Source organism: Chryseobacterium jejuense (assembly GCF_900100075.1).
Lineage (GTDB): Bacteria > Bacteroidota > Bacteroidia > Flavobacteriales > Weeksellaceae > Chryseobacterium > Chryseobacterium jejuense.
In genome coordinates this window covers 185,797-209,158 of sequence record NZ_FNEG01000003.1, presented here as the reverse complement: position 1 = coordinate 209,158, position 23,362 = coordinate 185,797, and the positions used below count along the sequence as shown (strand labels likewise).

Below are 23,362 nucleotides of genomic sequence, written 5' to 3'. Positions count from 1 at the left end.
CATTATGAAAATTGTAACATCACCTGCCAAATTAATGAACGTAGAAAATTCAACAGACCTGTTGAAATCAACGACTCCTAAATTCATTGAAGAGGCAGCTTTTATACAAACTTATTTAAAAGAAAAATCACCAAAATATCTTTCCGAACTTATGGAAATCTCGCCTAAGCTGGCTGATGAAAACTGGGAAAGAAATCAAAAATGGAAATCAAAGCCTACAGCTAAAGAATCTGCTCCTGCTATGCTTGCCTTTACAGGAGAAGTATACAGAGGATTAGATGCCAAAACACTTGACAAAACGGCTGTAGATTATCTTCAAAAGAACTACAGAATGCTTTCCGGACTATATGGTCTTCTGAAGCCTTCTGATAAAGTAATGCTTTATAGGTTGGAAATGGGTCGTCATTTTGAGTTCGACCAGTATAAAAACTTATATGAATTCTGGAGAGAAAAAATCACAGAACAGCTGAATACTGAGATGAAAAAAGGAGAAATTCTGCTTCATTTAGCCAGTAATGAATATGGAAAAGTTATCGACAGGAAAAAACTGAACCATAAGGTGATTGATTTTGATTTTTATGAATTGAAAGAGGGTAAACTGAAAACTATTGTAGTCTATACCAAACATGCAAGAGGTCTTGTGGTAAGATTCTGTGCAGAAACCAATGCTCAGACGTTGGATGATGTAAAGGCTTTCGATTATGAAGGATACAGAATTGATGAAGAAAAATCTACTGACACTAAACTGGTTTTCACAAGATAAATGACAATATCAACATTTAAAAAACACTTCAAAGCAGAACTTTCCGACCTTTATACTGAGTCGGAAAGTGCTTTTTTAGTCTCTATATTGGTTCATAAAATTGTAGGCTTCAATTCGTTTGAACAAAGACGATTTTCCGAACAGGAACTTCTGACAGATGATGAACAAAAGTTATGTTCTCTGGTTTCTGAGCTTAAAACCGGAAGACCTTATCAGCAGATTCTTGGAGAAACGGAGTTTTACGGAATGACTTTTCTTGTGGATGAACATGTTTTAATTCCGCGTCCTGAAACAGAAGAACTTTTGGAAATAGCGATCCGTGAAATTCAAAAGTTAGAAAATAATGGTTCGGGATTAAAGATTCTTGATATTGGTACGGGAAGCGGAGTGATTCCTTTGGTTTTGAAAAAGCATTTTCCAAACGCTGAAATATCTTCCATAGATTTTTCTGAAAAAGCTTTGGAAACAGCACAACGGAACGCAGCCTATCACCAACTTGATATTCAGTTAATCCATGCAGACTATCTGAATATCCAGCTCACTGGAGAATATGATGTTATCATCTCCAACCCACCTTATATAGGTATTGAAGAAGAAATAGAGATCGAAGATTCCGTAAAAGGGTTTGAACCTACTATGGCACTGTTCTCCCCTACTTCCGATGCTTTGATCTTTTACCGAAAGATTGCAGAGGATTCCAGAGAACATCTGAAAAATAATGGACTTCTATTTTTAGAAATCAACCAAAAGTTGGGACCTGAAACGCTGGATCTGTATAATTTTTTCTCCAACGCACAGTTATTAAAAGACTTATCTGAAAATGACCGGTTTATTTATGGGAGAAAATAAGTAATTTTATCTCTCATAACCATACATCACATAACTCATGATCATCAAACCACACAATGCCGGAAATATAAAAATTGCTGAAGTTACTTCGGATCAAATCATCATTCAATCTGCGGAAGATGGGTTGGATCTCATGGGAAATATCTATTATCAGGGCTTCGATAAAGTAATTGTTTATGAAAAGAACATTACTCTCGATTTTTTTGATCTGAAAACCAAAATAGCAGGAGAAATTCTGCAAAAATTTTCCAATTACCGCATTGGATTGGCTATTATTGGAGATTTCAGCAAGTATGAAAGCAAAAGCATGAAGGATTTTATCTTTGAAAGTAATAAAACCGGGCATGTTAATTTTGTAGGAACATTGGATGAAGCTTTGACTCATTTTTCAAACTAGACTATTTTTCAGTTCATTAGATAAAAAAAAAGAGAATTTCCCCGTATTTTCTCCAATTTATCCGTGTTAATACACTTCATTTTAAGATTCTTTAATAAAACATAAAGATTTACACATTAAAAATAATCCCAATAAATTGTTAATTATATAAAAATTTAAACTAAAATATAATAATTAGATTAACTATTGAGGATAAATTAAAATTCAACCTTCTGAAAGCAAGCCAACAAGTAATTTATTCGTACATTTACAAAAAACACGAGGGAAGATGAATCTTACTTATTTAAGGGCTTACACGGTCACTTAACTCAATTCATTTTTTCGACTTTCCAGTTAAGCATAGTATGTTTCTCTATGAGACATCACTGTTATATCTGTTATTGGCTTTTGAAATAAAAGGCCTCATTATGTCATTTTTTGAAAATAGCAATTCATTGTTTCAATGAACTGTTAGAGATCCTTATTTCCTTTTTGGAACTAAGCCTCCTGAAGATTCGTCTTAACTAAAAACATAACCATTAAAAAAAAACATAAAATACCTAGATAAAAAATTATTTAAGAACATCATGATTAAAAAATTATTTCTACCAATCGTTTTAGTAAGTTCGTTTTCATTTGCTCAAGTAGGGATTAATACTCCTACTCCAGATGGCAGTGCAGCCCTTGATATTTACAGTCAGGATAAGGGAATGTTGATACCAAGACTTACTACTGCAAAAAGAGATGCTATTTCCAAACCAGCTAACTCCCTTCTTATTTATGACACTGATAAGAAATGTTTAAGTCAGAATGTGGGAACACCAACCAGCCCAGATTGGCTATGCATCAGTAATAATGCTGTAAAAATGTTTTATATGCCTAGTGTTTCTTTTGATACTTCCACCACTGCAGCTGGCCGAACTAAAGATTTATATACACTGTATAAGACTCAGTTCGGATCTCCAAGAGCCAAAAGCACCAGTGCTCCTGCAGCCATTCCTTTTTTCCCTTCCAGCAGAGATCTTTACTATTATGTAACGGATGCTGATCCTAATGTATTTAGTAATATTACTATTTCTGATGATGGTGTAATGAGGTATGATGTAAAAGCAGCCGCTACAGACTGTTCTTTTATCAATATTGTTTTTGTTGTCAAATAATTGAGTTATGATAAAAAGTAAATCAATTATGCGATACAAAAGGCTCTTGCTTACGTTTCCTCTGGTTATTTTCGCTCAAAATATTAAGGCGCAGAATGAACAGGGAACCGGATATCCATATTTTGTCAACTTTACACAAGGATTACAGCCTCAGGAAGCCTATAAAGTAGCAACAAGTGGTGTGCAGAATGATGCTACCTTTACCACGGATGGATTACGACTTACCCGCAGCATCAATAACATTTCAGGAGGAGTAATCCTCGCGGATAAGATATTCAAAAGTGATCAGGGAATTAAATTCGAATTTGAATTTGCCATTTATGGAGGAAATACCAACGGAGGAGACGGTATTTCTATATTTCTGGTAGACGGATCTATTCCTAAAGATCAGCTTAATCTGGGATATTTTGGAGGAGGATTAGGATATAGTTTTGTACGCGGCAGAGAATCCACGGAAGGATTGAGAGGAGCCTATCTTGGAATAGGGCTGGATGAATTTGGAAATTTCAAAACAAGCTTTAACCAGCGTGAAAGAGTGAGAAATGGGATATTTGGAGTAACATTAGCCGATGGAAGAAGCAATGTTTCTTTAAGAGGTAAGCGTGGAAACCAATATCTATCATCGGCTGAGCCTGCGGGATACAATGGTTACCCATTGCTTTACAGTATTGCAACCAATGCTTCCCCTTCCAGCAGCAACAGATCTGCTTATCTGGATACTACAACGGGAAAATATATTGGTATTAAAAACGCAGGTCTTCAGCAATTCAGTATTGAAAGCGGAGGAACTACCATTCCTCAAAATGAAAATGATGTAAGATTTCGTAAAGCATATGTTGTTTTGGTGCCCAATCCTGCCGGCGGTTACAATATAACTCTGGAAATACAGCACGGAAATGTGAAGGAAAAAGTGATTGATAATTATTACTACCCAACTTCACTGAAATATACAGAAACTACCATATCCAACACTACGGTAAGAACTCTGGATACTTCAGCTCCTTCAACTTTCAGAATTGGATTTGCTGCTTCTACAGGAGCTGCTAAAAACATCCATTTATTGAAAAACTTAGGGGTTACAAGACCTTATGCTGCTGAAGTAACAGATGACCTGTTTGGTGGTTGCCCGGGAATCAAATCAATCTATTATCCTTTGCTTAATGATGCAGCCTATTCTTCAGCAGGTGGTCAAAACCCGCCTACACTTTCCTATAATAACCTTGATTTTAATTCATTTCGGTTTTTGGATAACAATGGAGCTGTGATTCCGAATATAACAGGTAATGTTTATACCAACAGCCAAGGAACATGGACCTATTCATCCACTACGGGAGCCCTTTCTTTTAGGCCTGCCAGTGGATTTACAGGAATTGCCCAAATACAATATGATATTAAGGGCGGTGGAAGCAATGGTACTGAAGCTCCTTATAATAAGGAAGAATACAGATCATTGCCGGCACTGGTACAGGTTAATATTTCAAGTACAAATAACTGTAGCAAAGCCTGCGTTGTTTCCAATAAAAATATAACTCAGACCATAACAAGATAATTTGATAAAGCCAGCTTTTAAAAGCTGGCTTTTTTATTTACAGAATGAAAAATCAACTCTTATTGTTTTTAATAAAATACCGAACAGCATCTTCAACCGCTTTATTGATAGGCTGGTATTGAATCCCAAGCTCCTCTATTGATTTCTTATGAGAATAATAATTCCTGATTTGGAGCGCTTTCATATTGGAAGTACTGAGATTTGTTTTTATCTTCAATTTTCTCAAACCGTCACCAACTAATCCAAGAAAACTTAAAAAATTATTAGAAATGGCTATCATGATTGGCTTTTGATGGGTAATCCGGTTTACTTTATTAAAAAATTCTCTATAGCTTAGATTTTCATGAGCCAATAAGTATTTTTCTCCGTTTTTTCCCTTATCAATTGCAGCAACTACTCCATTGGCAACATCTTCTGCATGAACAAAATTCTTTCCTCCTTTTGGATAGAAGATCAGCTTCTTTTTCCAGGCCCAGAAAATCAGTTTCCCGGAACTTGGTTTTGTATCATAAGCTCCAATCATAAAAGTAGGATTCAGAATGATAACTTCCATATCCTTCTGGTTCCTTAAAAGATAGTTCTCAGCGGCCAACTTGCTCTGTGCGTAAAAAGAGTCTGTAAAAGGATATTTCTGAAGCTCATTCTCATTTCCTAATTGTTTTTCATTTCCATATCCAATGGTGTTGGCTGAGCTTACAAACAGAAACCTTCTTACTCCACAGGTTTCCGCTTGGGAAAACAAATGTACAGTGAGGTCATAGTTTATTTTTTTATAGTCTTCATAACGAATCAGGTTCTGACTCGTTTCTGCAGCTATATGAATGACACAGTCAACATGAGTAAGGTATACTGAAAGATCTGAGGATAGACTATCTTCAATCAGTTTCAGGTTTTCATTTTCTTCACCCAGATATTTGCTTTTCTGGCGCACCAGAGCAGTAACAGAATAACCATTTTGTAATAATTTAATGATAACATTGGTTCCCAGAAGCCCGGTAGCTCCGGTTACAAAAACTTTTTTCATGCTTTGATCTCTCTTTTTATAGCCTGGGTCATCAGGGGAAGTTTAATCCATATCGGCAGAATCTTCATCACCAGCCAGCTTATTGGATTGACCATAATTACGGAATCTTTTTTAAATAACTGCCGAATACAACGGGCTGCTACTTTATCCGGATTTAAAAGCGTCAGTCTGCCCCAAACGCCTTGTTTTTCAATTCTTTTACAGACATCCGCATTGGTTTTCATTGCTCCGGGATTCACTACGCTTACAAAGACATTAGTGTCTTTTAATTCTTCATGCAAACCTCTTGAAAAGGAATGGATAAAACTTTTAGAGGCAGGATATACAGTTTTAAACCCTATCGGAGAGAACGCCGCCATGCTTGAAACATTTAAAATATAAGCTTTAGGCTGCTTTAGAAGATTGGGAAGTAATTGGTGGGTGATAAGCGATGTTGCTGTGACATTAACCTGCAAAATCGTGTTGATATATTCTGGGCTTGCCTCCGTAAACTTCTTTGTTCCCCCCAGCCCTGCATTATTGATTAAAATATGAATATTAAAAGACGAATTAAGCCATTCTGTAAGCTTCAATACGTTTTCATTGACAGAAAGGTCTACTTCATAGCAATGAACCTTTATATGATACTTTTCTTCCAGTGCTTGGGAAAGTTCTGTTAAATTCTGATTGGGAAGACTTACGAGAATAAGATTGATGCCTTTTTCTGCCAGTTTTTCAGCAAAGGCTTTTCCCAGTCCCTGGCTGGCTCCTGTAACCACAGCATATGATTCTTTGGTATCCATAAGATTAAATTTTACAGTACAAAGCTATCGTGGAAATGCCCTTTGAATGTTCCAGGTTATCTGAACGAACCTATTTTCAATGAAAAAACAAAAACAATTCAACCAATTGACAAACAACTAATTGAATTAAGTTCAAAAGTAAAAGTTTATAAACCGGAACTTATTTCTTGAACTCGGAAGGAGTTTGTCCAGTTACTTTTTTGAAAGTAGTATTGAAGGAAGTCTTGGAATTGAAACCTGATTCGTAAGCAATTCCCAGAATAGATAATTTACTGCCGGAATCTTTAAGAAGCTGCTTGGCATATTCAACCCGGAATTCATTCACGTATTGGAAAAAGTTCTTTTGAAAACCGGTATTAATTACATAGGATAAATGATGAGTAGAAACAGATAACATTTCTGCCAGCTTAATAAGGTTCAGTTCACTGTCTAAATAAGGTTTCTGGGTTTCCATTATATTTTCAAGCTGTACTTTGATTCTTTCCAGCTCTTCATTCGGCATCAGCTTTCTTTTTACTTCTTCAGAATCAGAATCATCCTGCATAGAAATTAATTCTTCGCGCTGTTTTTCTTCCAATGGATAAATTTCTTTCTGCTTTAAAGAATAGTATCCAACACAATAAATAACAAACAAGAATACGGCATTAATAAAGAAGTTTAATGATTTTGGATCATAAAACCGATTGTATACTACGTAAATAATGTTCACAGCAAGAATCACCAGAATAATGTATTCCAGCCAGTTCAGATTGATTCCTTCGGTATTGGAAGAAAACTGCTGGATCTTTCGTTGATGTTTTCTAATAGTGATATAAGAAAGTAAGGTATAAAACAAGGCCTGAACCAAGATAAGGATAATGCTTAAGGAATCGAAAGGACTGGTATACCCTACGCTAACCAATCCAAGACATATCACGAATGCTGCCGGTAACAACAGAAATTTCAGATCTGTTACTTTAAATCTAAAAGAAGGATTGGTATAAAATAATACGCTGAAATAAAAAAAGATAGGAGTAAGATATTGTACAATCCGAACCGGAAATAAGGAATGAAATTCAATGGGCGATCCGGTAATCAGAAAAAGAATCTCATCTAACCAGAAGGTAGACCAAAGAAAGAGGAAAATTCCAAAACAGAAATTAGCTTTTCGGTTAACCTTTAAAGGGTTGGCAATATTGAGCAGAGAAAGCAAAACCAATGAACCATAGATAAGTATCACGATGAAACTGTTGAATTCTAATGTGTTCATTGGTTTTGATATTTTAGAGTAAAAATAGTCTTTTTATCCGATTCGTTTCCGGACAAAAATTTGATATCCCAGATAAATCAGCGGTAATGACATGACTCCTAGATATAAAATATTAGTCATAGCCAATTGCGGATGCAGTACAATGGAGTACACTAACCCAAAAAAGGCTCCTCCAAGGTGAGCAGCATGGCCCAGATTGTCCCACTGCTTAGGATTCAGCATCATGTATACGGAATATCCAAAATACAAAGTTCCAAATAACCATCCCGGTAAGAAATTCACGCTGATTTCATTCGGTGCCATGGCTATGGAAGCAAAAATGATTCCCGAAACAGCTCCTGAGGCTCCGATTGCAGAATACCAAGGCTGTTTCTGATAAATCTGTAAACTGAATAAGTTTCCAAGGATCATTGATCCGAAATAGATAATCAAGAATCCAATTTCTCCAAAGAAATGAACCACCACTCCCTGAAAGAAGTATAAGGAAAGCATGTTAAAAAACAGGTGCATAAAATCTGCATGTAAAAAAGCAGAGCTTATCAGCCTTATATATTCTTTACGGTTGGCAATGGCTCCAACATTGAATTTATATTTTTCAAATAAAACCGTATTGTTGAAACCCATGTAACTAAATACACAAGTAACGGCAATAATAATCAAAACCAATATATCCATCTGATGTTTTTTATTTTATTCTTAAGTAGAAGCTCTATTCAGTTTCATTAGCTCCATCTTCCTGGAACAGATCTCCAATAATTCCTCCTTCTTCATCCATATCTCCGGTTGGTTCCGGATCTTCATATACTTCCGGTTCCTCTTCTACAGGTTCAGGAATGGTGATATTGATGGCTTTTACTTTAAATTTCGTAAACTGGTTTCCTATCGCTTTTATTCCTTTTACAGCAATAAATTCGTCTATATTAATAGTTTCCGGGTCACGTTCTTTTCCTTTATCTTTTGCAAAAATAATTTCCGCCGTTACATCATTCGCTACAATCACATTCTCGATGAATGATTTCGGATGCTCAGATGGCATAAAGGTTTGTATGTTTACTGTATTTTCCAGTAAGAATCTCTTGATGAAATAGATATCCTTTTCTCCATCATAGTAAATACACGTAATAGGCTGTTCAGGCTTCCATTTTTCCAATATCAGATATTCATCATCAAAACGGTTCCCTAGATCAAAGGAGACTAGTTTTACTTCTCCATTGGTATTGATCGTTAAAATTTTATCATCTCCTTTGAAACTACCCAGCAAAGTACCTCTTACATCAGCATTCAGTCTTCGTACCGTATCATCAAACCAGATTCTTCTTGGAGCCAGTGTAGAAACCCCTTCTTCTTTAAGGTCTACTTTCTTCACTGCATATTTTGTTACCAGATTTCCTTTAGAATCACGTCCTTTAATGGCCAGATCAGAGAAATTGATCTCCATTTTATTCTTTCTGATTCTCGGATTTGGTTTTAAAAGAACCGTAACCGTTTCCGCTTCACCATTCGGGTTGGCTGAGAAGTATAATGTTTCTGAACCTTTCTTATCTGAAGCTAACGGATAATCTGTATTTCTTGTAACTCCGGTTACAGAGAAACGCTTCATATAATAAGGTCCTTCCCTGCCTTCACGGTAGATCATGTTATACACTGTTCTCTTATCATTTTTCTTCCATATGGCAACGTGAAGAATATCTTTTCCGATAAATGTTTTAGCCTCCACTTTCACCACCTTCATGCTACCATCTTTTCTGAAAGTAATGATATCATCAATATCCGAACAATCAAACATGTACTGATCTTTCTTCAGAGATGTTCCGATGAAGCCTTCTTCAAAGTTGGCATAGAACTTCTCATTGGCCACCGCTACTTTGGTTGCATCAATAGTATCAAAGATTCTAAGTTCTGTTTTTCTCTGCTTGTCTTTTCCGTATTTCTTCTGGATATTCAGATAATATTCAATCGCATACGCAATCAGGTTGGCAAGATGGTATTTTACCTGCTCAATTTTACCTTCCAAAGAGGCAATATTTTCTTTGAATTTATCTAAATCGAATCTTGAAATCCTCTTGATTCTGATTTCGGTCAGCTTTAAGATATCCTCTTCAGTAACAGCTCTTAACAGATGTTTGGTATGTGGTTTTAATCCTGCATCTATCGTCTTTATTACATCTTCCCAGGTCTTCACTTCTTCAATGTCGTGATAGATTCTGTTTTCGATGAATATTCTTTCCAGTGAGGAGAAATGCCAGCTTTCCTGAAGCTCATGAAGTTCTATTTCAAGCTCTTTTTTCAGCAATGATACCGTGTGATCCGTATTCGTTTTCAGAATCTCAGAAACATTAAGGAACATTGGTTTATCACCAACAATCACGCAGGCATTCGGAGAAATTGTTACCTGGCAGTCTGTAAAAGCATACAGGGCATCAATAGTTTTATCCGGAGATACATCATTATGAATATGAATCAGGATCTCAACCTTATCAGACGTGTTGTCTTCAATTTTCTTGATCTTGATTTTTCCTTTTTCATTGGCTTTCAGGATAGAATCAATCAGATCACTCGTTGTCTTGGAATAAGGAAGTTCAGAAATCACCAGCATATGTTTATCTGTCTGAGTGATTTTTGCTCTGGCTCTTACTTTTCCGCCACGGTGACCATCATTATATTCTGATACATCCAGATAACCGGCTGTTAAAAAGTCCGGATAGATCTCAAATCTCTTTCCTTTTAAATAGGCTACAGAAGCATTGATAAGCTCATTGAAGTTATGTGGAAGGATCTTTGTGGAAAGTCCTACCCCAATTCCTTCCACCCCCTGTGCAAGAAGCAATGGGAATTTTACCGGAAGATCAATGGGTTCATTATTTCTCCCGTCATAGGATTTTGTCCAGTCCGTAGTTTTAGGGTTGAAGACTACCTCTAATGCTAGAGGAGTTAATCTTGCTTCAATATACCTCGCGGCGGCGGCAGAGTCTCCTGTATAGATATTCCCCCAGTTTCCCTGAGTATCGATCAGCAATTCTTTCTGCCCGATCTGTACCATGGCATCTGTAATGGAGGCATCACCGTGAGGGTGATACTTCATGGTATTTCCCACGATATTGGCCACCTTATTGTAACGGCCATCTTCCAGTTCCCGCATAGAGTGCATAATTCTTCGCTGAACAGGCTTTAGCCCGTCATATATCGAAGGAATCGCCCTATCCAAAATTACATAGGAAGCATAATCCAGAAACCAATCTTTGTATAGACCGGAAACCTTCTTCAAGCTTTCACCCTCATGCGAATATTCTTCTGTCGTCATCTGTTATATTAATCTTTTTTCTCTTTATTAGCTTTTAAAACTTTATTCAGAGAGAGTTTTAAATCGTTTACTTCTTTTCTGGTTAAGTAAGAAACCTGGTACTTCAACATCGTAGATCCATTATTCTTACTAGAGACGGTAATATATAATCTTTTGATAAAGAAAATACTAACTATGTCATATTTTATCAGTTTATATTTCGGAAACTCATCGTGAAGAGGCTTGCTTAAAAAGGGAATGATATTCCTGTTCTTAAAATGCAATGCTTCACCATCACTGTCGTATTCAAAAATCTGTCGTCCGTTAAGATGAAAGATTATCAATAGCAATACAGGAACAATAATCATCAGATAGCTTTCCACTCCTAATACATTAAACCTGTATTTATTGGCTAGAAATCCTGCTATTCCAAACACTGTTATCATTACCAACAGTGTATTTATGAAGTTATAAAATGATGTTTTACTACGGTTACTTAATCTCATTGTGATTCTTATCTGGTGTTCGTAAGGTGTATTAGCTGCTTACTTCATCAGGTATGTTTTTTTTGTCTATATCAGTATCATCTTCCACTACCAAGTTCTCAAGAATGAAAGTCTGTCTGTCTGGTGTATTTTTACCCATATAGAACTCCAGTAATTGGTCTATGGTTTGATCTTTCCCTATTACTACCGGCTCTAAACGGATATCTTTACCAATGAAATGCTTAAATTCATCCGGAGAGATCTCCCCTAATCCTTTGAATCGGGTAATTTCAGGATTCTTTCCTAGATCATTCAAGGCTTTTACTCTTTCTGCTTCTGAATAACAATATCTTGTCTCCTTTTTATTTCTAACCCTGAATAACGGGGTCTGAAGAATATAAAGGTGATTATTTTTAATCAGATCCGGGAAGAACTGTAGGAAGAATGTAATCATCAACAAACGGATGTGCATTCCATCCACATCGGCATCGGTTGCAATAATTACCTGATTGTATCTCAGGTCTTCCAAACTTTCTTCAATATTTAAAGCAGCCTGAAGAAGGTTGAACTCCTCATTCTCGTACACTACTTTCTTCGTTAAACCATAGCAATTCAGAGGTTTTCCTTTTAATGAGAATACCGCCTGTGTTTCTACGTCTCTTGATTTGGTGATTGATCCTGATGCGGAGTCTCCCTCGGTGATAAAGATTTGCGTATCTCCTTTTCTCTCAGCTTTTTGATCGTTATAATGCTGTCTGCAGTCACGCAGTTTTTTGTTGTGAAGGGATACTTTTTTAGCCCTTTCTCTTGCAAGTTTTTGGATTCCTGAAAGCTCTTTTCTCTCTCTCTCAGAGATCAGAATCTTTCTTTGAATTCCTTCTGCTATTTCGGGGTTTTTATGTAGGAAATTATCTAGTTTACTTTTTAGAAAATCAATAATAAAGGTTCTTACGGTTGGCCCGTTAGGTCCCATATCATTGGATCCCAGTTTTGTTTTGGTCTGAGATTCGAAAACCGGCTCTTCCACATTAATGGAAATGGCTGCAATAATTGATTTTCTGATATCAGAGGCATCAAAACTTTTATTGAAAAACTCACGGATTGTTTTCACATACGCTTCACGGAAAGCATTAAGGTGAGTACCACCTTGTGTTGTATTCTGCCCGTTAACAAATGAAAAATAAGTTTCCGTCTGTGATTTATCAGAATGGGTGATGGCAACTTCAATATCTTCATCCTTTAAATGAACGATCGGATACAGGATATCGCTTTCCAATTCTTCTTCTAAAAGGTCTTTAAGACCGTTTTCAGAAAAATAGGTTTCTCCATTGAATACTATTTTCAGCCCCGGGTTCAGGTATGCATAGTTGCGGAGCATTCTTTCGATATACTCTTTTCTGTACTTAAAATGCAGGAAGATTTCTCCATCAGGAATAAATGAAATTTCAGTTCCATTTCGGTCTGAAGTTTCTTTTTCATCAAAGTCTTCTTTGATCATCCCACGGGAAAACTCTGCCGCTTTCATCATTCCATCACGGAAAGAGCGCACTCTGAAGTATTCTGAAAGGGCATTTACAGCTTTGGTACCCACCCCGTTCAATCCTACAGATTTCTTGAACGCCTTACTGTCGTACTTACCACCGGTATTCATTTTGGAAACGGCATCAACCATTTTTCCCAGCGGAATTCCACGACCAAAGTCACGAATAGTAACCTTGCCGTCATCCAGCTTTATTTCAATTCTTTTACCGGATCTCATCCTAAACTCATCTATGGAGTTATCCAGGATTTCTTTAAGTAAAATGTAAATACCATCATCGGCAGAGGAGCCATCGCCCAGTTTCCCGATGTACATGCCGGGACGCAGACGGATATGTTCCTGCCAATCGAGGGTTCTGATATTCTCTTCGGAGTAGGTTGGATTTATTTCTTGTGACATATATGATTTCAGCAAACATACAAAAGTACGAAATTGTCCAAAATTATCCGAATTTTAGTTTTCCTTTTTTTATCAACATTCTTCCTGAAATCAGGATTCGTATCAAAAAAAAGTAGACTTAATTGAATGGAAAATAAAGAGTAAATGTCTGTATTCCGACATTTACCCTCAGAAATTATTGTTTCGCCGCTTCCAGCTTGCCTATAATATTTTTCAGCATAGCCGGAACAATGAGTTTATGAAAGGGACGTACCGGTAAAAAATATAATATACCCAGCCAGTTATGAAACTTTACCGTAGTGGAAATGGTTAAGGAATTTTCATCCTGACCACCCTGGTTTTTATCAAACAAAAGAGAAACCCTAAAATCCAGATGTTTATCATCTTCACCAATGACAATCTCATTACTGGTTTTATTAAAAACTTTAAAAAGCCCTACCCGATCTCCTATTTCCAATGTAAAATGATCAACTTCTTTCATCGGATCTGTTTCTGCACCCGTTTTCAATCCGAATAATCCTACCATCTTGTTTCTGAAAGCAAACATTTTACTTCCCCATTTCGGTCCGCTTGTAAAGAAAGCTTTTCCAACTTGCGTCATGTCAAAATTCTGTCCATTTCCTACCAACCCGCCAGTAAAACTATCTGCATAATCAAACTTTTCTTTTCCTTGTGATAAAATAGATTTTGCCGGAAACTCAATCTTCTTAATTTTCATTGTCATGGGTTTTATATTATTTTTAGCATAACAAATATAAACATCATCGAACATATTTAAAAACAAAAAGTTACATTCTTCAAACAAATGTTTAAATAGGCTTTTATAATGGCCACGAATGCACGAATTATTTTATTTACACATAAACCTTATGTATCTATGTGGTTAAAAAAAAAAAATTAGTTCTTGTCATTGCGAACCAAAGGTGAAGCAATCTCAACGTTGAAACATGTTGGAAATCGCAAAGTCGCAAAGTTTTTTGAATACTTACTGTTTTAAGGCGCAAGGATTTTATCTCCGATAAAATGGTATACTGCTAAAATAGCTTTTTATAATCGCCACCAATGCACGAATTATTTTATTTACACATAAACCTTATGTATCTATGTGGTTAAAAAAATAATTTTAGTTCTTGTCATTGCGAACCAAAGGGGAAGCAATCTCAACGTTGAAACATGTTGGAAATCGCAAAGTCGCAAAGTTTTTTGAATACTTACTGTTTTAAGGCGCAAGGATTTTATCTCCGATAAAATGGTATACTGCTAAAATAGCCTTTTATAATCGCCGCCAATGCACGAATTATTTTATTTACACATAAACCTTATGTATCTATGTGGTTAAAAAAATAATTTCAGTTCTAGTCATTGCGAACCAAAGGTGAAGCAATCTCAACGTTGAAACATGTTGGAAATCGCAAAGTCGCAACGTTTTTTTGAATAACTGCTTTTAAGGCGCAAGGATTTTATCTCCGATAAAATGGTATACTGCTAAAATAGCCTTTTATAATCGCCGCCAATGCACGAAATATTTTTACTAATGTATCAATTATGATAATAGAAATCTTGTAAAAACCTTTCTTTGCTGAGAGTCTTGGATTCTCTTGCGCCTTAAATACGGTCTGCATGATTAATCCTTTGCGCCATTGCGCTTTCCAACCTAAAATTTTCTCGCAGAATTTGCTGATGACGCTGATATCTAAAAGAATTTCTAAACGCCACTAATTCACGAATGATTTTTACTGATGTATCAATTATGATAATAGAAATCTTGTGAAAGCCTTTCTTTGCTGAGAACCCTGGATTCTCTTGCGCCTTAAATACGGTCTGTATGATTAATCCTTTGCGCCATTGCGTTTTCCAACCTAAAATTTTCTCGCAGAATTTGCTGATGACGCTGATATCTAAAAGAATTTCTAAACGCCACTAATTCACGAATGATTTTTACTAATGTATCAATTGTGATAATAGAAATCTTGTAAAAACCTTTCTTTGCTGAGAATCTTGGATTCTCTTGCGCCTTAAATACGGTCTGTATGATTAATCCTTTGCGCCATTGCGTTTTCCAACCTAAAAAGGCCTCGCAGATTTTGCTGATGACGCAGATATCTAAAAGAATATTTAATGGCCACGAATAATTTTGTTTAGGTATATAGATTATCATAGGAATATTTAAATGAACAGCGTTTTAAATAATTCATTAAATTCGGTATCAACAAAATTTGTTTTTATGATACAACTTCCTTTATCGAAACTTTCCAATGTGGGAACTACTATTTTCAGCCAAATGACACAGCTTGCCAATGAAAATGAAGCTATTAATCTTTCTCAGGGATTTCCTGATTTCATGCCGGATCTCGAGTTATTAAATAATGTAGATCACTTTGTGAAAAAAGGGTTTAATCAATATGCACCCTTGGGAGGAATGATTGGCTTGAAGGAAGAAATTGCAAGAAAAATTGAAAATAGCCACCAAAGTTCTTATCATCCGGATTCTGAAATCACGGTTACTGCTGGCGGAACCCAGGCTATTTTTACAGCCATCGCAGCTTTTATCAAAAAAGATGATGAAGTGGTTATCTTTGAACCGGCTTACGACTGTTATGAACCTACTGTTGAACTTTTTGGAGGTATTGTAAAACGGTTTGAAATGAAGGCTCCAGACTATCAAATTGATTGGACTGTTGTGAAAAGCCTGATAAGCGATAAAACCAAGATGATTATCCTTAATAACCCGAATAATCCATCAGGAAAAATCTTAACAGAAGAGGATATCAACGAGCTTATTCAATTGGTAAAAGGAACTTCGATCCTTATTTTAAGTGATGAAGTGTATGAAAATATTGTTTTTGATGGGAAAGAGCATTTAAGCATCTGTAAATATCCCGAGCTTAAAGAAAGGTCCCTTCTTGTAGCTTCATTTGGAAAGCTTTTCCATGTTACAGGCTGGAAGGTTGGATATTGTGCCGCTCCCAAAGCTTTAACGGATGAGTTCAGAAAGGTACATCAGTTCAATGTTTTTTGTGTGAATACTCCTATTCAGCTTGCTTTGGCTGAGTATATGAAAAATGATGAACATTATCTTCATCTGAATCAATTCTTCCAGGAGAAAAGAGATTTCCTGAGAAAAGGACTTTCCGGAACTTCCTTTGAGCTCCTGGATTGTGAGGGAACGTATTTCCAGGCAGTAAAATATTCTAAGATTTCAGATAAAAATGACTTTGATTTCGCTAGTGAACTGACCATTAATCATAAGGTGGCGAGTGTTCCGTTCTCATCATTTTACAAAAACAAGATCAATGAAAATGTCATCAGACTATGTTTTGCCAAGAAACAGGAAACATTGGAAAAGGCTCTAGAGAATCTTTCAAAAATATAATCATTTTCAAAATACTCAGAGAGCATTTTTCAACTTATCATTAGAGAATACATTCATTTTCAGCGATAAACAAGAATATAGTATATTGTTTTTTTCTTCAATAGGTGATTTACTATTGAAACTTTTCATATATTCGTCATAACTAACTCATTAAAAATCAATATCATGAAAAGCAAAACAGTATTAAAAGGAAAAAAACTTAATAAAAAGGAGCTAAGAAGCATCAATGGAGGTCTTTTGATGTGCCTTGATCCTTCGCTAAGATGCAGACAGTATCATCCTAAGTGTGCAGAGGATCAATGCAAGCCAGATCAACCACGCAAGCCTTGGAATTAATTTTATCACTATAAACAAAATATCACTACTATGAAAAATCAAACTTCTCTAAAGGCAAAAAAGCTCAGTAAAAAAGAATTAAAAACAATTGCAGGAGGTCTACTGGACTGCATGCCTGCTCAGGAAATCTGCTTACCTCATATGGAGCCATGTAATTCTAATGTTGATGAGAATGGTTGTGCCATGATTTCTCCTTATTGTGGACAAAAAATTTGCAGACCTTAATAAAACCAACCAATTTATAAAATCCAAACTATGAAAAACAACACTGAACGTAACGGAAGAAAATTGAACAAAAAACAATTGAGTACCATCAAAGGCGGATTAAGAATCTGCAGACCGGAAGGCTACGCAGAATGTATACAATACGGAAGATTTTGCGGGGAACCGGAATGCAAAACTCCTTAATTAAATTACTCTTATATTATATTAAAAAAGTCTATCTCCAACAAGATAGGCTTTTTATTTAAAAACCATTATCAACCATATAACCATTTGTATTTAAGTACTTTTCATACAAACCATTCAACTATTTTTCCTAAATTAGTGAAATAATAAAAATTAAAACCATGAACAAACAAAATGTACACAAAGGAAAGAAATTAGCCAAGAAAGAGCTGAAAATGATTACAGGAGGAGGAGATGTAAGATGTAAAATTTCTGGAAACCGCTGTTATTATTATGGTCCGGGATGCAGAGAAAAAGAATGTCAACCCCCTACTCCTGTTGATCCAATTGAAGTTATTGCATAAAAAATAAAAGAACCGGCATATTTTACCGGTTCTTCTTATTTTATTTGTCAAAAAAGTTAAAGTACATTTTCATTATAAAAACATTCCTCCTGAAGCTTCAATTCTTTGCCCATTAATCCATCCTGCATCTTCCGTACATAGGAAAGCTACAACTCCACCAATATCATCAGGCAACCCTACTCTTCCCAAAGCAGTAGCACCTGCCACCATTTCATTGATTTCTTTATTGTCTCTTACTCTTCCGCCACCAAAGTCTGTTTCAATAGCTCCAGGTGCAATTACATTGGCTCTGATCTTTCTAGATCCCAATTCTTTGGCCATATATTTAGTCAGCATCTCTACTCCTGCTTTTATTGATCCGTAAACAGAAGAACCTGGTGTTGCAAATCTTGCCAGCCCTGAAGAAATATTGATAATTCCTCCGCCATCATTAATGAAAGGCAATAGTTTTTGAGTTAAGAAAAAGACTCCTTTGAAATGGATATCCACCATGTCATCCATCTGCTCTTCTGTAACATCTGTGATAGGTGAATATAAAGCTGTTCCGGCATTATTGACAAGATAATCGATGTGAGAGCTACCCGTAGTTTCTTTCAAGTAATTGGTAACTTCTTCTACAAATGGATCAAAGCTTTTACGGTCTTTTGTATCCAACTGAAATGCTGCGGCATTTCTGCCAATAGCTTTTACTTCTTGAACAACAGCTTCTGCTTCTTCCTGATTGCTTCTATACGTAATAATAACATCCAGTCCTTTTTGAGCGATTTTAAGGGCTGAGTTCTTTCCTAAACCTCTGCTTCCTCCAGTTACCAGTGCTATTTTTGTCTTTGTTTCCATATTTTTGGTTGTTTTAGTGATACAAAGTTGAAACATTTACAGCAGATAAGATTTACCTGAATCAATCCGAAATTTGCAAAATTCAAATCAGGTGCGAAATTCTAAGGGTGTAAATGATGTTTTTCTTTTGAAAAAATTTGAAAAGTGGGCTATTTCTTCAAAACCTAGAGCATAGGATATCTCTGAAACATTCCATTGGGTTTGTCTTAAAAGGATTTTTGCTTCCTGAATAATTCTGTCACCAATAAATTCTGTGGTGGTTTTTCCAGTGCTATCTTTTAATCTTTTATTGAGATAATTGACGTGTACAGACAGTCTTTCTGCATAATCTTTTGCCGTTCTTAGCTGTAGTCTCTGCTCACGGGATTCAATGGGAAACTGTCTTTCCAATAATTCTATAAATAAAGATACCACTCTCATGGAAGCATCTTTTGATATTGATATTTTAGTTGCAGGCTGCAACTTTTGACCATAATGAATCAGTTCCCAGACGTAATTTCTAATGAGGTCGTATTTAAATAAATAATCTGAATCTATTTCGTTTTTTACTTTTTTAAAAAGAAGTTCTATTTCATCCGCCAATTCATTATCAATTTCAAATACAGGAACGGCTCCCGGCTGAAAAATAGGCAAATTTTCCAAGGTATTATAGGAGGTTTCTTTCATGAAAAAGTCTTCGGTAAATACACAAAAACTTCCGGACTGCTGTGCATCCTCCGGAATCCAATGATAAGGAACCTTAGGCGTGGCAAATAGCAGTGCGTTTTTTTCTATGGAAATAATCTTATCGGCATATTCTGCTCTGTTTTTCCCTCTGATTAAGCTGATTTTATAATACTTGCGCCTGTTATAGGGCATTTCGGAAGTCGTTTTTATTCGTTCAATAGTTTGTGCAATATCAAACACATTAAAATGCCCAATATCTTTATGGAGGCCTTTAGGAAAAATATCTTCCAGGCTTTTTCCGAGCTTGGCAGTCATTTCCCTATAAAAATCTTCTAATGAGGAATGTGCTATTTTCTCCATAATCAATCAGTTGTAAAATTCAAATATACAAAGTTGATTTTTAATAAAACAAAAATGTTTATTTCATTTTTTTCTATGATAAGTGATATATGAATGAATATTTTTACTACATTCGTCATTAACTAACTCACTAAAAATCAAACAAATGAAAAACCATTTTTTACAGTCTGGTAAAAGACTAAACAAAAAAGAACTGAAAACCATTACTGGTGGATTATTAAACTGTATGGAACCGGTGCTTTGCCCAACTCCATATGAACCATGTGAATCTCCATATCCCAATGGCTGTACCATTATTTCTCCTGTATGCGGACAAAAAGAATGCAGACCGGCACCCATCACTATAGAGTAATCTTAAAACTAATGCGATGAATAAAGGAATAAAACTGAATAAGAAAGAATTGAAAACCATTACTGGCGGTTCATTCTCTTGCATAGACGAAAAAGGCAGATGCAAAATGACAGGAACAGGATGTGCTGAAAGAGCATGCTGGTATGCTCCTGAGCCTCGATTGGATTAACAATACCAGTTTATTTTTAAATAAAGAAATCATGAAAAATCAACAATTGAACAACGGAAAAAAACTCAATAAAAAAGAGTTAAGAAGCATTACCGGAGGATTACAGATGTGTCTTGATCCTGAAACAGGACGCTGCGTAGATACAGGAATAAGATGCGCTGAAAGGGAATGCAGATATGTACCTGGACCTCCATTTGATTAACAATAGTAGATTCATTTCAAAATTAAAATAAAAAAATCATGAAAAATCAAAACTTAAACAACGGAAAAAAACTCAATAAAAAAGAGTTAAGAAGCATTACTGGAGGATTAAGACAGTGTATAGATCCTATGACCGGCCAATGCAGAATTTTTGGTATTGGATGTGCTGAGCTAAAGTGCAGACCTGTATTAGAGCCATAGGCACACCTCTCCTTTTGATTAACAGTAATAAGTCCATTTTAAAAATAGAGAAATTATGGAAAATCTAAACAATGGAAAAAAGCTGAACAAAAAAGAATTACGATCAATCACCGGTGGATTGCTAAGGTGTATTGATCCCGCAACAGGTTTATGTACAACTGTTGGTAACAGCTGCTTTGAAAGAAAGTGCAGAACCATATTGGATCCGCCACTGGACTAAACATGAACCTTATGTTATTTTTTATAATTTGAGCACTTTCATTGTTTTGAAAGTGCTTTTTTATGAACTACATTATCTTATCTTCTAAATAACATATCCACCCACTACTTTAAGTACCCACTTTCCATCTTCAAAATCTGCAGAATAATCATTTTTATAGAAATCTCCTACTTTATAAATATAAAAACTGTTAGGATTCTTATTATTTTTCTGTATTGGGGAGATAGCCTCGGTAATAATATCAGATACTCTGGTATAATAAGTCCGTTTCTTTTTATGCTCAGGTATAAATAAAACCTTTAATGTTGGATTAATCTGATGAAAATACTCACAGTCGGTTTTATACACTTGAAACTCATAGCTCTTTTTTTCAGAATCTTTGGAAACATTAGGTAACAATGACTCATAGAGACGGGTAAATTTGTTATCCGATGATTTAAACATTGGATTCCTATCCTCAAAGTCGTTAATTCCATCGTTATCTGTATCTGCATGATGGGAATTTAACCCCAAGCTATTCTCAAAAATATCATTGTAGCCATCCTGATCGGAATCCTGCATTAAATCTTTGAGTTTTATTTTAAATAATTTACCTTCTCCAAGTACTGCATAATCTTTAAATTCACCGCGAGTAAAGGACTCTAAAGGTTTCACTACACTTCCTTGAATCTGGAGATAATCTCCCTGAACAATTGGATTCTGTTGAGCCTTGTTGCAATAATACTGGTTAGGACTCAACCCTAAAAAATAGGCAAAAGATTTATTATTTTCAATTTTCAGCAACCAATATCCGAGTCTGTTGGCGCCCAATCCATATAAGATATTTCCTATCTTTTGTTCTGCAAAATATAAAAACTGATCAGAAAACTTTTCATCAAATATTGTAAAGCTATTTTTCTTTATCTTTCCGACCTTTCTAGCATTCATTTCATAAAGAGGAAATTCTGTTCTGTCTGTTTTAAAATTCCTGTATGCTTTGAGGTTGGTAATTTCAAGGTAATCGGGCTTTTCTGCAAGAATTTGTTTTAGCGTATAAGGTTCGTATTCCTCATTCAGACTCACAATATTTTCGGTATCAAGCTTATCAATGAAGCATTTATCATCAATAGATTCTGAACATGAAAAAAAGGAGGCAATAATTATAAAATAATGAATTTTCATAGAAACAGTTTTACTACTAAATGCAAAAAACGCTCCCAAACAATTATGGAAGCGTTTTTTTATAAACTAACTTTAATATTTTTTTCTTATACGTTGAATCTAAAGTGCATGATGTCACCATCCTGTACAATATATTCTTTACCTTCTACAGATAATTTTCCGGCTTCCTTTACTTTTACTTCTGAACCGTACGTCATATAATCGTTATACTTGATTACTTCTGCACGGATGAATCCTTTTTCAAAGTCTGTGTGGATTACTCCAGCTGCTTGAGGAGCGGTCCATCCCTGTCCGATAGTCCAAGCTCTTACTTCTTTTACTCCCGCAGTGAAATACGTCTGAAGTTTTAAAAGATCATAAGCTTTTCTAATCAAACGGTTTACTCCCGGTTCTGTAAGTCCTAGTTCTTCAAGGAAAATTTCTCTTTCTTCGAAAGTTTCAAGTTCATTGATGTCAGCTTCAATCTGAGCCGCTAAAACAACAACTTCAGCACCTTCATTTTTAGCCATTTCCTCGATTTTTCCAATCCAGTCGTTTCCGTTTTTAATAGAGTTTTCATCTACGTTACAAACGTAAAGTACCGGTTTGTTCGTTAGAAGCTGAACTTCAGCAATAACTGATTTTGCAAAGTCATCCATTGCAAACTCTCTTGCATTTTTTCCATCTTCAAGGAACTTTTGCAAGTTCTGAAGCGTTTCATAAGTAAGAAGATCTTCTTTCTTACCGGATTTGATGAACTTTTTAGCTTTTTCAACTGCTTTTCCTACTGTTTCAAGGTCTTTCAATTGAAGTTCGATATCAATAATTTCTTTATCTCTTAACGGATCTACTGAACCTTCTACGTGAATGATGTTTCCATTATCAAAACATCTTAAAACGTGGATGATTGCTTCACACTCACGGATATTTGCAAGGAACTGGTTCCCCAATCCTTCTCCTTTGCTGGCACCTTTTACAAGACCTGCAATATCAACGATCTCAACTACAGCTGGTAAAACTCTCTCAGGCTTTACGATTTTCTCCAATTCAAATAATCTCTGATCCGGTACTGAAACTGTTCCCAGGTTCGGTTCAATAGTACAGAAAGGATAGTTCGCTGATTGAGCTTTTGCGTTGCTCAGACAGTTAAAAAGTGTTGATTTACCTACATTCGGTAGGCCTACAATTCCACATTTCATATTGTAAAATTCAAAGTTTAAGGTTTAGGGTTTGAAAGTTCAATGAATAAGGTTTGAAGTTTTTATTCTTTCTGGCCTTAGTTATTGATTACTGAACTTT

The 23,362-nt window shown here is 35.6% G+C and carries 28 protein-coding genes; 15 read left to right on the top strand and 13 right to left on the bottom strand.

All coding sequences use genetic code 11. The annotated features are described in order from the left end of the window. The first annotated feature begins 4 nt into the window (after nucleotides 1–4). The 5 genes from yaaA (at nucleotide 5) to BLS98_RS10030 (ending at nucleotide 4,697) form a co-directional block, all read left to right on the top strand. A complete protein-coding gene (gene yaaA, locus BLS98_RS10050) occupies nucleotides 5–763 on the top strand; it encodes a peroxide stress protein YaaA (protein ID WP_089736814.1) in 759 nt (252 codons plus the stop codon). Then, nucleotides 764–1,612, top strand: a complete 849-nt coding sequence (gene prmC / locus BLS98_RS10045; RefSeq protein ID WP_089736090.1) for a peptide chain release factor N(5)-glutamine methyltransferase — start codon at nucleotides 764–766, stop codon at nucleotides 1,610–1,612. It begins immediately after the preceding gene. Between the two features lie 37 nt (nucleotides 1,613–1,649). Beyond that, nucleotides 1,650–2,009 (top strand): DUF4180 domain-containing protein, encoded by a 360-nt coding sequence (locus BLS98_RS10040; protein WP_089736088.1) that lies wholly within the window; start codon nucleotides 1,650–1,652, stop codon nucleotides 2,007–2,009. A 566-nt stretch (nucleotides 2,010–2,575) separates the two neighbouring features. Then, nucleotides 2,576–3,148, top strand: a complete 573-nt coding sequence (locus tag BLS98_RS10035; protein WP_089736086.1) for a hypothetical protein — start codon at nucleotides 2,576–2,578, stop codon at nucleotides 3,146–3,148. Between the two features lie 7 nt (nucleotides 3,149–3,155). Next, a complete protein-coding gene (locus BLS98_RS10030) occupies nucleotides 3,156–4,697 on the top strand; it encodes an L-type lectin family protein (RefSeq protein WP_228425184.1) in 1,542 nt (513 codons plus the stop codon). A 52-nt stretch (nucleotides 4,698–4,749) separates the two neighbouring features. On the opposite strand, the gene BLS98_RS10025 is transcribed toward BLS98_RS10030, so the two are convergent. The 9 genes from BLS98_RS10025 to BLS98_RS09985 all read right to left on the bottom strand — a co-directional run bounded on the left by BLS98_RS10025 (nucleotide 4,750) and on the right by BLS98_RS09985 (nucleotide 15,614). After that, on the bottom strand, nucleotides 4,750–5,721 hold the full coding sequence (locus BLS98_RS10025) for an NAD-dependent epimerase/dehydratase family protein (protein WP_089736084.1): 972 nt from the start codon (nucleotides 5,719–5,721) through the stop codon (nucleotides 4,750–4,752). Beyond that, a complete protein-coding gene (locus BLS98_RS10020) occupies nucleotides 5,718–6,503 on the bottom strand; it encodes an SDR family NAD(P)-dependent oxidoreductase (RefSeq protein ID WP_089736082.1) in 786 nt (261 codons plus the stop codon). Before BLS98_RS10020 ends, BLS98_RS10025 begins: the two co-directional genes overlap by 4 nt. 160 nt (nucleotides 6,504–6,663) lie before the next feature. After that, complete coding sequence (locus BLS98_RS10015; protein ID WP_089736081.1) at nucleotides 6,664–7,752, bottom strand: helix-turn-helix domain-containing protein; 1,089 nt, start codon at nucleotides 7,750–7,752, stop codon at nucleotides 6,664–6,666. 33 nt (nucleotides 7,753–7,785) lie between these two features. Then, the gene (locus BLS98_RS10010) at nucleotides 7,786–8,427 is read right to left on the bottom strand and encodes a rhomboid family intramembrane serine protease (protein ID WP_089736079.1); all 642 of its coding nucleotides are present in this window, start codon (nucleotides 8,425–8,427) and stop codon (nucleotides 7,786–7,788) included. 34 nt (nucleotides 8,428–8,461) lie between these two features. Then, a complete protein-coding gene (locus BLS98_RS10005; protein ID WP_089736077.1) occupies nucleotides 8,462–11,053 on the bottom strand; it encodes a DNA gyrase/topoisomerase IV subunit A in 2,592 nt (863 codons plus the stop codon). 8 nt (nucleotides 11,054–11,061) lie between these two features. Beyond that, nucleotides 11,062–11,478 (bottom strand): hypothetical protein, encoded by a 417-nt coding sequence (locus BLS98_RS10000; RefSeq protein WP_089736076.1) that lies wholly within the window; start codon nucleotides 11,476–11,478, stop codon nucleotides 11,062–11,064. Nucleotides 11,479–11,569: 91 nt separating this feature from the next. Further along, nucleotides 11,570–13,456, bottom strand: coding sequence for a DNA topoisomerase IV subunit B (locus tag BLS98_RS09995; RefSeq protein ID WP_089736074.1), 1,887 nt, complete (start codon nucleotides 13,454–13,456; stop codon nucleotides 11,570–11,572). 175 nt (nucleotides 13,457–13,631) lie between these two features. Continuing rightward, nucleotides 13,632–14,174, bottom strand: a complete 543-nt coding sequence (locus BLS98_RS09990) for a DUF2867 domain-containing protein (protein WP_167356204.1) — start codon at nucleotides 14,172–14,174, stop codon at nucleotides 13,632–13,634. Nucleotides 14,175–15,266: 1,092 nt separating this feature from the next. Then, nucleotides 15,267–15,614: a hypothetical protein gene (locus BLS98_RS09985; RefSeq protein WP_089736070.1), complete on the bottom strand. Its 348-nt coding sequence runs from the start codon at nucleotides 15,612–15,614 to the stop codon at nucleotides 15,267–15,269. 66 nt (nucleotides 15,615–15,680) lie between these two features. Here BLS98_RS09985 and BLS98_RS09980 point away from each other — a divergent pair, with 66 nt between their 5' ends. The 5 genes from BLS98_RS09980 to BLS98_RS09970 all read left to right on the top strand — a co-directional run bounded on the left by BLS98_RS09980 (nucleotide 15,681) and on the right by BLS98_RS09970 (nucleotide 17,917). Next, nucleotides 15,681–16,829 (top strand): methionine aminotransferase, encoded by a 1,149-nt coding sequence (locus BLS98_RS09980; protein WP_089736812.1) that lies wholly within the window; start codon nucleotides 15,681–15,683, stop codon nucleotides 16,827–16,829. Nucleotides 16,830–16,994: 165 nt separating this feature from the next. After that, nucleotides 16,995–17,165: a bacteriocin gene (locus BLS98_RS23075; protein ID WP_111994749.1), complete on the top strand. Its 171-nt coding sequence runs from the start codon at nucleotides 16,995–16,997 to the stop codon at nucleotides 17,163–17,165. Between the two features lie 30 nt (nucleotides 17,166–17,195). Next, the gene (locus BLS98_RS09975) at nucleotides 17,196–17,390 is read left to right on the top strand and encodes a bacteriocin (protein WP_089736067.1); all 195 of its coding nucleotides are present in this window, start codon (nucleotides 17,196–17,198) and stop codon (nucleotides 17,388–17,390) included. A 30-nt stretch (nucleotides 17,391–17,420) separates the two neighbouring features. After that, nucleotides 17,421–17,573: a hypothetical protein gene (locus BLS98_RS23285; RefSeq protein WP_167356203.1), complete on the top strand. Its 153-nt coding sequence runs from the start codon at nucleotides 17,421–17,423 to the stop codon at nucleotides 17,571–17,573. 161 nt (nucleotides 17,574–17,734) lie between these two features. Further along, a complete protein-coding gene (locus BLS98_RS09970) occupies nucleotides 17,735–17,917 on the top strand; it encodes a hypothetical protein (RefSeq protein WP_089736065.1) in 183 nt (60 codons plus the stop codon). A gap of 72 nt (nucleotides 17,918–17,989) precedes the next feature. On the opposite strand, the gene BLS98_RS09965 is transcribed toward BLS98_RS09970, so the two are convergent. After that, the gene (locus BLS98_RS09965) at nucleotides 17,990–18,754 is read right to left on the bottom strand and encodes an SDR family NAD(P)-dependent oxidoreductase (protein ID WP_089736063.1); all 765 of its coding nucleotides are present in this window, start codon (nucleotides 18,752–18,754) and stop codon (nucleotides 17,990–17,992) included. 87 nt (nucleotides 18,755–18,841) lie between these two features. Continuing rightward, nucleotides 18,842–19,780 carry a helix-turn-helix domain-containing protein gene (locus tag BLS98_RS09960; RefSeq protein ID WP_089736061.1) on the bottom strand — a complete coding sequence of 313 codons (939 nt, stop codon included), beginning with the start codon at nucleotides 19,778–19,780 and terminating at the stop codon, nucleotides 18,842–18,844. A gap of 145 nt (nucleotides 19,781–19,925) precedes the next feature. Between BLS98_RS09960 and BLS98_RS09955 the strand changes: the two genes are divergently transcribed. From BLS98_RS09955 to BLS98_RS23055, 5 genes are read left to right on the top strand one after another with little or no spacing between them, the layout of a single operon-like run. Further along, nucleotides 19,926–20,132, top strand: coding sequence for a bacteriocin (locus BLS98_RS09955; RefSeq protein WP_045497842.1), 207 nt, complete (start codon nucleotides 19,926–19,928; stop codon nucleotides 20,130–20,132). Nucleotides 20,133–20,148: 16 nt separating this feature from the next. Continuing rightward, a complete protein-coding gene (locus tag BLS98_RS23070) occupies nucleotides 20,149–20,301 on the top strand; it encodes a bacteriocin (protein ID WP_111994750.1) in 153 nt (50 codons plus the stop codon). 31 nt (nucleotides 20,302–20,332) lie between these two features. Then, nucleotides 20,333–20,503 (top strand): bacteriocin, encoded by a 171-nt coding sequence (locus tag BLS98_RS23065; RefSeq protein WP_139166099.1) that lies wholly within the window; start codon nucleotides 20,333–20,335, stop codon nucleotides 20,501–20,503. Nucleotides 20,504–20,541: 38 nt separating this feature from the next. Continuing rightward, entirely contained in the window at nucleotides 20,542–20,703 is a 162-nt protein-coding gene (locus BLS98_RS23060; RefSeq protein ID WP_111994751.1) for a bacteriocin, read from the top strand. A 55-nt stretch (nucleotides 20,704–20,758) separates the two neighbouring features. Further along, nucleotides 20,759–20,923, top strand: coding sequence for a bacteriocin (locus BLS98_RS23055; protein WP_111994752.1), 165 nt, complete (start codon nucleotides 20,759–20,761; stop codon nucleotides 20,921–20,923). Between the two features lie 84 nt (nucleotides 20,924–21,007). Here BLS98_RS23055 and BLS98_RS09950 read toward each other — a convergent pair whose 3' ends face one another. After that, nucleotides 21,008–22,084: a hypothetical protein gene (locus BLS98_RS09950; RefSeq protein ID WP_089736059.1), complete on the bottom strand. Its 1,077-nt coding sequence runs from the start codon at nucleotides 22,082–22,084 to the stop codon at nucleotides 21,008–21,010. 86 nt (nucleotides 22,085–22,170) lie between these two features. Further along, nucleotides 22,171–23,262: a redox-regulated ATPase YchF gene (gene ychF / locus BLS98_RS09945; protein WP_089736057.1), complete on the bottom strand. Its 1,092-nt coding sequence runs from the start codon at nucleotides 23,260–23,262 to the stop codon at nucleotides 22,171–22,173. Nucleotides 23,263–23,362: the final 100 nt, after the last annotated feature.